General features: G+C 59.6%; 10 protein-coding genes and 1 pseudogene. 2 read left to right on the plus strand and 9 right to left on the minus strand.

The genetic code is table 11. The features are described 5' to 3' along the window. Nucleotides 1-3,059, plus strand: a 3,059-nt coding sequence (locus tag AC1DPX_RS34395; RefSeq protein WP_477242401.1) for a VCBS domain-containing protein, incomplete at its 5' end; no start/stop codon positions are given. Between the two features lie 95 nt (nucleotides 3,060-3,154). On the opposite strand, the gene AC1DPX_RS34400 is transcribed toward AC1DPX_RS34395, so the two are convergent. The 5 genes from AC1DPX_RS34400 to AC1DPX_RS34420 all read right to left on the minus strand — a co-directional run bounded on the left by AC1DPX_RS34400 (nucleotide 3,155) and on the right by AC1DPX_RS34420 (nucleotide 8,628). Beyond that, the gene (locus AC1DPX_RS34400) at nucleotides 3,155-4,501 is read right to left on the minus strand and encodes an HlyD family type I secretion periplasmic adaptor subunit (protein ID WP_477242403.1); all 1,347 of its coding nucleotides are present in this window, start codon (nucleotides 4,499-4,501) and stop codon (nucleotides 3,155-3,157) included. Next, a complete protein-coding gene (locus AC1DPX_RS34405) occupies nucleotides 4,488-6,257 on the minus strand; it encodes a type I secretion system permease/ATPase (RefSeq protein WP_477242405.1) in 1,770 nt (589 codons plus the stop codon). Before AC1DPX_RS34405 ends, AC1DPX_RS34400 begins: the two co-directional genes overlap by 14 nt. Nucleotides 6,258-6,624: 367 nt before the next feature. After that, the gene (locus tag AC1DPX_RS34410) at nucleotides 6,625-7,047 is read right to left on the minus strand and encodes an ArsR/SmtB family transcription factor (protein ID WP_477242407.1); all 423 of its coding nucleotides are present in this window, start codon (nucleotides 7,045-7,047) and stop codon (nucleotides 6,625-6,627) included. Nucleotides 7,048-7,283: 236 nt separating this feature from the next. Beyond that, nucleotides 7,284-7,673 (minus strand): hypothetical protein, encoded by a 390-nt coding sequence (locus AC1DPX_RS34415; RefSeq protein WP_477242409.1) that lies wholly within the window; start codon nucleotides 7,671-7,673, stop codon nucleotides 7,284-7,286. A gap of 619 nt (nucleotides 7,674-8,292) precedes the next feature. After that, entirely contained in the window at nucleotides 8,293-8,628 is a 336-nt protein-coding gene (locus AC1DPX_RS34420; protein WP_477242411.1) for a hypothetical protein, read from the minus strand. Nucleotides 8,629-9,081: 453 nt separating this feature from the next. On the opposite strand from AC1DPX_RS34420, the pseudogene AC1DPX_RS34425 reads away from it, so the two are divergent. Further along, nucleotides 9,082-9,255 (plus strand): annotated as a pseudogene (locus tag AC1DPX_RS34425) (HlyD family type I secretion periplasmic adaptor subunit); the annotation flags it as partial. A 145-nt stretch (nucleotides 9,256-9,400) separates the two neighbouring features. Here the strand turns inward: AC1DPX_RS34425 and AC1DPX_RS34430 are convergent. The 4 genes from AC1DPX_RS34430 to AC1DPX_RS34445 are packed head-to-tail and all read right to left on the minus strand — an operon-like array spanning nucleotide 9,401 to nucleotide 11,674. Then, on the minus strand, nucleotides 9,401-9,949 hold the full coding sequence (locus AC1DPX_RS34430) for an invasion associated locus B family protein (protein ID WP_477242413.1): 549 nt from the start codon (nucleotides 9,947-9,949) through the stop codon (nucleotides 9,401-9,403). Then, the gene (locus tag AC1DPX_RS34435; RefSeq protein ID WP_477242415.1) at nucleotides 9,934-10,395 is read right to left on the minus strand and encodes a DUF4189 domain-containing protein; all 462 of its coding nucleotides are present in this window, start codon (nucleotides 10,393-10,395) and stop codon (nucleotides 9,934-9,936) included. The genes AC1DPX_RS34430 and AC1DPX_RS34435 overlap by 16 nt, the downstream gene beginning before the upstream one ends. A gap of 36 nt (nucleotides 10,396-10,431) precedes the next feature. After that, on the minus strand, nucleotides 10,432-11,100 hold the full coding sequence (locus AC1DPX_RS34440; RefSeq protein WP_477242417.1) for a hypothetical protein: 669 nt from the start codon (nucleotides 11,098-11,100) through the stop codon (nucleotides 10,432-10,434). Nucleotides 11,101-11,113: 13 nt separating this feature from the next. After that, the gene (locus AC1DPX_RS34445; RefSeq protein ID WP_477242419.1) at nucleotides 11,114-11,674 is read right to left on the minus strand and encodes an invasion associated locus B family protein; all 561 of its coding nucleotides are present in this window, start codon (nucleotides 11,672-11,674) and stop codon (nucleotides 11,114-11,116) included. Nucleotides 11,675-11,681: the final 7 nt, after the last annotated feature.

The following is an 11,681-nucleotide window of genomic DNA, read 5'->3' on the forward strand; positions in this document are numbered from 1 at the left end:
CAAACGCCACCGGCAACGTCATCACCAATGACACCGACGTCGACAGCGCCGGCCTGACGGTCAGCGCGATCCGCACCGGCGGCACCGAAGGCGCCGGCACGGTCGGTTCGCTGGGCGTCGGACTGGTCGGCGCACACGGCACGCTGACGATTGCCGCCAACGGCAGCTACACCTACGTCGTCAACGAGAACGATGCCGCGGTGCAGGCGCTCAATACAGGCGGTTCGACCACCGACACGTTCAACTATACCGTCAGCGACGGCASCCTGACCGACACCGCCGTGCTCACCGTCACCATCAATGGCGCCAATGATGCGCCTATGAATACGGTCCCTGGTACGCAGGAGGTGGCGCAAAATACGAACGTGACATTCAACGGCGCCAAACTCATCTCGATCACCGACGTTGATGTAGGCGCTGGTACCGAGGCGGTGACGCTGTCGGTCGCGCACGGTACGCTCACGCTGTCGGGTACCACTGGCCTCTCGTTCACCACCGGTGACGGTACGACCGACACCAACATGACCTTCTCCGGCACCGTGGCGAACATCAATAACGCCTTGAATGGCCTTCTCTACAATCCAACCGACACTTTTGTCGGCGCCGATACTTTGACGATCACCACGACGGATCAGGGTGGATTGAGCGATAGCGACACCGTTGCCATCAATGAAGTGAGCCCTAACCCGGGTACGCTGACGACCAGTCCGACCGACGTCATCTTCTACGCGAGCGGCACGAACACCCTGAATGGAACAAATTTGACCTTGAACGGTACGGATAACATAACCGGCGGCACCGGCACGGACACGCTAATCGTCACTGGTGGCTCCCCTGGACCATTCACATTTGGCAATGGCGTGGGAAATCTTTTTCTCACAAACTTTGAATTCTTTAAAATAGTCGACACCAACAACGGAAATCATACCGACAATATAACCTTCACTTCGACCTTCCAAAACAATGGGACGTTGACTATCGACGCATCTGGTATCGGTGGCAATGGAAAGCTCAATCTGGATGCGAGCCTCGTTACAACTGGAGCCTTTGTTGTCGTCGGTGGAAACGACAGCGATACCCTCAAGACCGGCTCGGGTAATGACACCATCTCCGGTGGAAATGGTGACGACAGGATCGTGGGGAATGGTGGCGCGGACACGCTGACAGGCGGATCCGGGAACGATACGTTCGCATATCTCGCGACCAGCGATGCCGGCGACCACATTACGGACTTCAATACGAGCGGTGATATCCTGGAATTTACCGTTACCGCTGGTCGATTCACTATCGGTGATGTCGATACAACGGTTGAAAACGTCAAAAATGGAAACAACGCCACGATAAATGTGGCCAACACAGAAGTCGGCATCAAGACAGACGCCTCCGTGGCCACGGCAACCGTTCAATCAACGATCGATAATTATACCAATATCACCACTGGCGCGCTGTTTGTATTCCTTAATTCAACCGTAGGCCACGCGCAGGTCTATTACGATGCAAATCCGAGTGCAGCAGGTGGAGCGATTCTCGTTGCAGACCTGGACAACCTTACTACTCTTGCAAGCATCACCGGTACCCTCAGCGCGGCGGATTTCGCGTTTGGATCGGCACTCGCTCCTGCGGGCGTAGCCGAAGAGGCCATCAATCTGGGCTTGGCGGCACCTGCCGAACTTCAGGGCCAGGCAGCCACGGTCACCATCACCAATGCCCCAGATGGCTGGGTTCTCAATGGCGGAACGCAGCAGGCCGATGGCACCTGGACAGCCACGACGACGGATATCAGTACGCTGACGGTGACTTCGTCGGCCGAACATGTTGGCGCGCTGCATCTGGACGTGACCGTTGATTTTGCACAAGCTGATGGCTCAAGCGTGACTATGCGGTTCGCCGACAATGTCGAGGCCTACGCCCAAGGTTCGCCGATCTTCGCCTGGTCGGGCGACGACGTGCTGACCGGCTCGAGCGGCAACGACCTGTTCGTCTTCTCGCAGCCGATCGGCAATGACACAGTCCACAGCTTCGACGCGGCGGCGGACAAGATCGATCTGATCGGCTATTCCGGCTTCGTGAGTTTCGCTGACGTCCAGGCGCACATGGCGGACGACGCCAACAATAACGCGGTGATCACGCTTGCCGACGGGCAGTCGATCATGCTTGACGGCGTCCACTCGAACGCGCTTACGGGAGGCAATTTCGTCTTCGACCAGACGCCAGTGGTCAACAATCCTGGGACCATGACGATCGGCGACGGCGCTCTGCTACCCCTGAGCGGCACGATCAACAATACAGGCCTCATCTCGCTCGACTCGACTGGCGGCGAAAGCCTGTTGCAGCTGATCCAGCACGGCATCACGCTGCAGGGCGGCGGACAGATCGTGCTATCGGACAGCGATGCGAACGTGGTCTCCGGCACGGCTGCTGATGTCGCCCTGACCAATGTCGACAACACCATCTCCGGCGCCGGTCAACTGGGCGGCGGTTCATTGTCCCTCGACAATCAAGGAACGATCATCGCCACCGGCTCGCACGCGCTGGTCATCGACACCGGAGACAGCACCGTCGTCAACTCGGGAACGCTGGAGGCGACGGGGTCGGGTGGCCTGGAAATCCATGGTGCCGTCGCCAATTCCGGACTGATCTGGGCCAATGGCGGCGACGTCGAGATAGGCGGTCAGGTTACCGGTGACGGCGATGCCATCATCGGCAACATGTCGCAGCTGGAATTTCACGCCGCCTCTTCCGCGGACGTCATCTTCGGGGCGAATGCAGCCGGCACCTTGCGGTTGGACGATTCCTTCGACTTCAGCGGCAGGATCGGCGGCATGACCAGTGATGACAAGATCGATTTCGGAGACATCTTGTTCGGCACCGGAACGTCCGCTGCCTATCATGCAAACCAGGACGGAAGTGGGGGAACGCTGCTGGTTTCGGACGGCACTCATGACGCCACACTCCACCTGCTCGGCGCGTACGATACGGGCACCTTCACGCTCGCTGACGATGGTACTGGCCGGACCGTGGTCGCGTATAATCCAGCGGACGACTTCCACTTCGTGTGACGTGAAGACCGCGCGCTCCAATATGGAGCGGGCGCAGGATCAATCCGGCGCCCGCTTCACATCTGAACTTCCGATATCCAGGAGGCAGGGCGAGCCTATCTCTCCCTGAAGGCGCGCTGGAACGAATCCACCAGGGGCTTGGTCAGATAAGCCAGAAAGGTCCGTTCGCCGGTTGAAATGAATGTTTCGACCGGCATGCCCGGATAGACCTGCTCGGGCTTGACCTGCGGTGGCAGCTTGTCGGCCATTTTAAGCCGGACGGTGAAGTAAGGCAGTCCGGTGCTGGGTGTTATCAGCCGGTCCGCCGAAATGTAGAACACCTTTCCGGGTACTTTCGGCGTCGTGCGCGCATTGAGCGCCGTGAACATCATATTTGCGTCCTGCCCGATCCGAATTGAGTCGATGTCTTCGGGCTTTATCCTGGCCTCGACGATGAGCTCGTTCGTGGTCGGCAGGAGTTCCATCGCCACCTCCCCCGCTCGGATGACGCTGCCCTGAGAATTGTAGAGCGATCGAACGATGATGCCGTCCACCGGCGCCCGGATGGTCGTGCGGTCCAGGACCGATCGAGCAGCGTTGATTTGTTCCTCGAGGTCGGCGACCTGCGCCCGTGCTTTGTTCATGTCGGTGACGGCGTCCTCGACCCGGCTGGTCGTAAGCCGCTCAATCTGTTGACGCGCTTCCACGGTCTGGGTGGCCGAGGTGGCGATCTGCGCCTCCAGAGATCCCGCCTGACCTACCAAGTCAGCGGTGCTGCGTAGAAGATCGGTATATTCCGAACGGTTTGTCAGTCCTCTTTCTAAAAGGCGCTTTTTGCGTTCCGTTTCCGCATTGACGATTGTGAGCTGGTTTTCTGCAGCTTCCTTCTGCGCTCTTAGGCCGGCAACAGCGTCCTGAAGGGCTGCCACCCGTTGCATCAGAATCGCCTGTTCTGCGGTATAACGCGCTAACCGAGCCTGAAATTCCTTTGTCTGCTGTGCAAAGACGTCACTGAATTCCGACGCTCCCGAATAGGCTCCCAGGTCACCGGGCAGGACGATTTTCTCCAGACCGTCCCGTTCTGCTTCAAGCCGCGCAATTTCAGCCTTTTGTGCAACCCACTGCTTGAGAACGCGGTTGAGCTGGGACTGCGCCACCGTCGGATCGAGCACGATCAGGGCCYGGCCTCTTGATACCCTGTCGCCTTCCCGGACCCTGATGCTTTTGACGACGCCTCCTTCGAGATGCTGGATCATGACATTCTGCCCAGCTGCTGCGACCACGCCTGGCGCGATCGTCGCTCCCCCAATCGGTGCAGTGGCTGCCCAGAACCCGAAGCAGAGCACGAAAGCGGCCACGCTTGCATATCCCGCCAGCGTGATCCGATCTGTGCGTGTATCGATGTTGCGCTGCCAGCGATACGTCTTGCCGACCGCCTGTATGGTTTGGCTAGGAACCGTCATTGGCGACCTTTATCTCCATGCGACCCGGTGAGGGGAAAGGCACCACTCCTTCGTTGTCATGCGACTGAGCGGCCGCGGCCGCCGCCGCTTGGCCCCGTCGCTGGGCAATTTGGTCGAGCACGTCCTTGGTCAAACCGTAGATCTCGACCTGGCCATTGCGCAGCATGAGTATGCGATCGCATTTGGAAGCGAGCGAGGGTCGGTGGGTGATGACGAGCACGGTCGTTTTTCGTGAACGCGCCTGGATGATCGCCCGCTCGAGCGCGGCTTCGCCGTCGGAATCGAGATTTGCATTGGGCTCGTCGAGAACCAACAGCTTGGGATCGCCGTAAAAGGCGCGCGCAAGGCCAATGCGCTGACGCTCGCCACCCGAAAGGCGAACGCCGGTCGGGCCGATCACCGTCGAATATCCATTCCTCTGACCCAGGATGAGTTCATGCACCTGCGCCTGCTGGGCTGCTTGAACCAATTTGTCATCAGGCGCATCCGGCTCGAAACGCGCAATGTTCTGGCCGATGGTTCCCGGGAAGAGTTCTACATCCTGCGGAAGATAGCCGATATGACGGCCAAGCTCCTCAGGATCCCAGTTTCGAATATCGCCGCCGTCCATGCGGATTGCTCCCGAACGGGGCTCAATGGCACCGACTATGAGACGCGCCAGAGTCGATTTTCCAGCCTGACTTGGCCCGACGATCGCGACTGTTTCGCCAGCGGGGACTTCAAAGGTCACCCTCTTTATGAGCGGTAGCGCGCCATCGGCCGAACCTGGAAGATGATAAACTACCTGATCCGCGCTCAACGCCCCTTCGGGCGTCGGCAATGCAACATTTTCCTTTAGTCCGGACCTCGATTGGACAGCGGAAAGCCGCTTCCATGCAAGATTGGCGTCGATGATCTGCCGCCAGCTTCCAATGATCTGATCAAGAGGTTGCAAAGCGCGCGCGGAAATCATCGAGGACGCAAATATCATACCGGCGGTCATCTCGTTGTGCAGAACCAGATAAGCGCCGACACCCAATATCGCGATCTGCAGTATCGACCGCGTCGTTCGAGACACACCGCCATAAAATGCGTTAGTCCGAGCGAGACCATCGGAGGCGTGCAGAGAGCCGGAAAACCGGGTCCCCCAGAACTCTATTGCATTGGACACCATGCCGAGCGCGCGAACCGTTTCGAAGTTTCGGGCGAAGGCCTGAGCCGAATTCATTGAGGCGCCAAGATTCTCCGCCGCCTCCTGGCCAGGTCGCGAACTCGCGACCTGGTTCAGCACGGCGATGGCGACCATGAGAACCGCCCCGATGACCGTTACCAGGAAAAGCAACGGATGAATGAAATAAAGGAGGCCCACGAAGATTGGCCCGAAAGGAAGGTCAAATAGAAAGAAAATGGTTCGTGAAGCGATGAAACTTCGCAAGGTGGCCAAGTCGCGCAAGGCCTGGACATCGCCGAGCCCAGCGCGGGGGCCACTCATTGCAGCGAGAAAAGACGATGCACCCAACGCAACATCGAGTCGCGCGGCGAGCCGGCTTGCATATACACCCCGCACGACTTCGAGCACGCCGAAGAGCAAGAGCGAAGAGAGTGCAAGCAATGTTAGGTAGGTGAGAGTATCCAGATTCGCGGCGGGCAAAACCCTATCATATACCTGCAGCATGTAGAGAGGCAGAATTAACACCAGGGTGTTCATCACCGCAGAGAAGAGGCCCATTTCGACCACGCTTCTCGATAGCACCTTTCGGTTTGTAGAACTGGCCATGCCCAAAATTGCCCCCAGGGAAATGCACGCACATTAGGCAATCGTTATATATCATTCGAGCTTGTCACGCTATCGGCCGCGATTCTTTTGAGAGCCATAGTAAAGAGGAAAGAGGGCGGACGCCGACTGAGGCGCTATGCCAGCAAAAATCGATTTGAGGTATGCTCGCCGGCCGCTGCGCGCACGCATAAATCAGGCTCTTGATCAACTGGCTCGACAAACTAATGTCCTTACCCTTCCTGCGCTGGTTGCGGTGGCCACACCTCTTTACCGGCCTTGATCAAGCTTGTCCCATGGTGTGTTTCGATCTTGTAACGCGCTCGCACCTCGGTGGAGCGAACGAGCGTTGTCAAGCCAATCGGACGGCCTACGTTGATCGCCTCTTTCTGCAAGGTCGCTGCGGAACCCAAGATGGAAATGCTGGAAGCTCGTTTTTTCTGGCCAGATAATCAAGCAACCTGATGATAGCCTTGGCTTCTTCGGACTTGCAGGAATAGTACCGCCAGGAGCCTTCGGCGCGGCACTTGAGAACTCCATGTTCGACGAGCTCTCTTAGATGTAGCGAAATGGAGTGTTTAGTGCAGCCCACTGGGGAGAGCAGATCTGACACCGTTCTTTCGCCATCCCTCAAATGAATGAGTATCAACAGGCGCTTGTCGTTGGCGAGGGCAGCGAGCAACCGCGCCGCGACCGCCACCTGTTCGCGGAAGGAAGGGCGCTTGGTCGGACGCCGCCGCGGAGCAGGGTTGGCCCCGATTTCCACAAGACCTTGTCTAACATATGCAGTCATGCACGTGCCTCCGACCCCAGCTAAGCAGAAGCACCACGACGCTTCTCTAGTCAAGCATATGCTAAAGGAGTCCGCTCTCCGGCATCACCGAGATGCGAGCCCTCGCCCTTCATGTGGTTGGTGAGGATGGCGATGCGCTTGGTGGTGAGGTCGAATTCATCTGAGCTTGCGACAGACCGGCACCCACGAGCGCCTACGGCTGCATGAGGGCCTGCGGACCGCCGCAGCAATGGCCTTTAACGCTTCTTTGGTTTCGTCGTGATCTCCTCGGCCCGCACCTTGTAGCCGATCTCTTTGGCAAGAGCGAATGTCCTGGCCTTGTCGTTTGTGGTCAGGACCGGGCGCCACAGGTTGCGCAACTGGCTGAACGGCAGCTTGCTTGCGGGCATCAGCCAACCTCTGTGTTGCGGAGTTTCCAATCTGGAGACGAGCAGTTTAGGCGGCTGCTGACCTCTGATGGGCTGATCGAGGCCCGCGTGATCAATGTTAGGCAACCCGCCTTGGCAAGGCGCTGCCCGAATATGAGACAGTGTATTTGGGCTGGCTGATTTCGCTCGTACATAGAGTTCTTGCTCAAATTGAGCATCCACGCCGATCGCCTCGCGAACGACGGCCGAGTTTGCCATGCAGGTCGATGCTGATGGAGATACAGTGATTGCGCTTGCTCGGGGCGACTATAGCGGTTCGGTCGCACGGGCGCTGTTTCGTGAACTGACGGGAGCGCCGACCGGTTCGGTGATGTTTTAAACACGGTACCCCGCGACGTGTTCATTCATGCAGGCGAACAGTTTCGAACCAATGGACGGGGGTTGGGACGCGTTGTCACCACTTAGGCCAGTCATTTGTCCTACCAGCGACGACACTGAAGGATGCGCGGACATATGCGATCTTGCCGGGGGGCCCTATGGGAAACCCCTTGATATAAGCGCCGCAAGGCGGTTCAAGCGAACCGTATTAACTCGCTGCGAACGTCCATTAGCAAACGATTTCTACAACAGCGCTGTATTGGCGGTAGCCCTCTCCCGCTACCACTTCTCGACGACAGACCTTGCGGCAGGTGCGATCAATCGCGGCCAGCTACTTGCGTTGACGACGAGGTTGGCCGGTTTATCGGCGAGCGAGCCGCAGTGGATCACCAATGTCATCGGCGCGGCGCTACGCGAGAGCCTGCATCGAGCGGCGTCAGCGTCCCTCAGTCGCTCGCCAAGCCACCCGTCCCCGGCGAACATGCGGACGCTTCCCTGATCATTGCTTGGTGAACGCGCCCGTGTAGGTTTGGCCGGCGAGCGCATAGGTTCCGGCCAGCGTGCCATCAGGCAACATCGTCAAACTGATGTCGGCGCCATTCGGCAGGCGCCCGAGCTTCAATGTGGCCCCGACAATTCTTCCTTCACCGGCGGCCTCTCCCGGATTGTTGTCGCCCAGATTGCCCCACGCGAAGGTGACCGTCACCTTGCCGTTTGGCGAAATCGTCTGCACGGCCACTTTGGCTTCATACGTGCCCTCCAATCGCCCGGCCCACATGCCCGAAAAAGCGGCGTACTTTGTTGGAACGCCCTTCGCTGGCGGCGTAATCGTCACGGATGGATCCATGATGGTCGAACCTGCAGGAGCGGTCGCGGGAGCCGATGCAGGGGGAGCGACAACCGGAGCTGACGGAGGTTCGACAGCGGCGGGTTGCGGCTCCACAGGAGCCGATTGGCATGCAACCAGGGCAAGTGCCGCGAAGCCCAGCATAGTGTTCCGCATCAAGTTCTTCCCCATCATAAGCGGTCGGTCGGCAACGGACCGCCGAATTGCACATTATTCTGCTTCGTGCAGGTCATCAGCACGATTTTGCCGGGAACCCCGTACGAATGGGCGGCGCTTTTCCTCGTGTTTTACCGCATACCCCGCTGCCCTGCGAAACGTCGGCGCCGATCGTCGCGACAGTCTACGCTTTCTTTTATAGCCTAATATATATTAGCTGTTTCTTGAAAAAATGCCTAAGCTCTGGTTTCCTTATTTGACGGGTTTTTAGGCAAGTTCGTTGCGTTTTTCGCCGCGACCGTGTTGATCGACAAGGGCGAACTCACCAAGCTGGAGGGCCGCAAGCTGCTGCCCGGCATGACGAGCGAGGCAATGATCCGCACGGGCGCCCGCACCGTGCTTTCCTACCTCGCCGAGCCGATCACGCAGAACTTCCGCCGGGCGATGCGGGAAAAATAGCCGTCGGCGTCAGGAGATACGATTACTCGCCCAATATGATCCCGGATGCCACGATTTGTGCCGTGCGCTCGGTCAGCTTTCCGCCTTTCACAAGCGTGGGTTTGACATAGGCCTTTTTCATCATCGCAGGCCGCCGCCCTTGTCCTTACCGTGCGCTCAACGCGACCATGCGGTCAAGCGCCGCGGTCAGGCCGTGCAGCGACACCGGGAATGTCAGAGGGGTCTCGGCATCGGTCGTGACGTTGAGCTTCAACACCGTGCCTACCCTCAGCTTTCCGAGCACGGATCGGTCAATGGAAAACACCGCGATACAGCCTGTCGGCAGGCAGGTCCTGAAGCGCTGCGGGGACAAGGGCGGCTGATCGTCGATCTGCGGCGTCACGCCCGGATCGAGCAGGATGCCGAAGGGTAGAAGCAAGGTGGCTATCGTCGACCCGTCCGCGCGTTTCTGTATCTCCATGGCAAGCAGCCTTTGGCCGTTCTTCTGGACCTGGTCCTGCGAAAGCGAGCAGACCCTGGCGTTCTCCTGGACAGAGCAGGACACGCTCCAGTCCTGATAGACTTCGCGCAGCGATGATGGTCCGTCTGGAGCAGCAGCCGCCTGTTGTTGAGCCGACGCCGGCGACATCAACGAGAATGCGATTGCCCCGTATGCGCAGGCGGCCTTGAGGCCACGCTTCATGTGCAGACCCATTCACGGACCTTGCATTTGGCCCCTGAGGCCTCGCAGGCCTGCAAGGCGAGGTCTTCGGCCTCGCGGCGGGTCTCGGCCGAGTTCACGCCCCAGGGCGTGAAACGGTTCTCGACCTTGTCGGCCATGGCCAGCGCGCCGCAGTGCTTGTAGGGAAAGCCGGTCTCGTCGTCATCGGTCCAATGGCGGTGATTGCGGAAGACGGAGACGACGTTGCAGGCCTTGCCGCCGGCATTCTCGCAATGTTTCTGGGCGATGTCCTTCGCCTCCTGCCGCTTGTCGGCGCCCCAGAAGAAGCCGTATTTGCTGTCGGACTGCGAATAGGCGATGGCCGCCCAGATGCCTTTTTCCTCCTGCTGCGGCTCCGGCGGCGCCACAAGGTCGGCCGAGACGACGTGCCCGCTCCACAACAAGGTCAAGCCCAAAACGGCCAAAGCCCGCAATCTCATGGTCGGCACCCCTTTCCTTGATCCTGGTCGCTTCGCCTACTTCGCCGCTGAAGCGACGGAGATCACCACGCAGCTTTTGCCCGTCGGCAGCAGGAGGGCTTCCCCGGCATTGCCACCGAGCTCGTACACCTCGACCTGCCCAAGATGATCGGTGATCTTGCTGCCTTGCGGAAGAATGGACGGGAGGTCGGCGCACGGGCTGGCGAACGGCGCCACCCGCACCATTGTCCCCTCGCAACCCGAAGCGGTGGGCGATGCGAAAACGACGCCGGCGGCAGGCCCGCTATAGTGTTCCGTCGCATAGTCCATGCCGACGAAGGCCTGGACGGCATGCTTGTCGGCCGCCTGGTCGTTCCACAGCGATTTGACGCTGTATTTCGTGCCTGTCGTCAAAATCTGCCCGAGCACCGGATAGATGGTCGAACAGGCCTGCACCCCGGCCTGTTTGACATGCTCGAGGAAGGGTGTGTCCGGAAGCGCCGGGTTGGCGGTCTCGGCCTGTGCGGCCGTCGCGCTGCCGACCAGATTGGCGATCGCGGCATAGTTCCCGGCGGCGAAGCCAAGGCCCGCCACGACGAGCCCCAACAGGGAAAATCCGACGACGCGCGGCCATCGCCGCCGTGGCGGTTCGACAAGCCTCTGCCGATCCGCCTCGACGGCCGGGCTGCTGCGTTTTACGGACGTGAACTGGTCCTGTTGGCTCATTGTGCTGCCCCGGTCATTTGAGTGGCGAAAGGGCTGCCGTCAGCCCCTTGAGTGTTGCTGCTGTCACGGTGATCGTCTGGCCGTCGACGGTCGGATAGGAAATCGCCGGCGTCGCGTTCTGCGCGATCTGCTGGCGCATGACGGGGCCGACCGGCAGCATGCCGACGCAGACCACGTCATTGCAGCCGTTCAGGTGGACGTCGATCGCCTGGTCCCGCCCGTCGAACTTCAGCGACACCAGGCCGTCGCTCCTGGCGTTCGGCGCGGTCCGGACGATCATGTAGGGCTTGCCGTCCTGCGTGGCGGCGAGCGACCAGCTGAAGGCCATCTTGCCTGAGGTATCCTCGATCACCTGCGAGACATTGCAGACTTTCTTGCGGGCCTTGAGGTTCTCGTCGCAGATCAGCGTCCAGTTTTCGAAGGGACGGATCGTGCGCTGATACATTCCCAGTTTCACGTCGGGCGGCAGCACCACGTCCGAAGGCTTGATCCGATACGGCGACGCCACCTGCCCCGCGGCCGGCACGAGGCCGCCGCAGAGCACCAGGCAAGTCAGTGCGGCAAGTCCTTTCATTCCAGCC

The organism is Mesorhizobium sp. 01N446 (assembly GCF_056399285.1).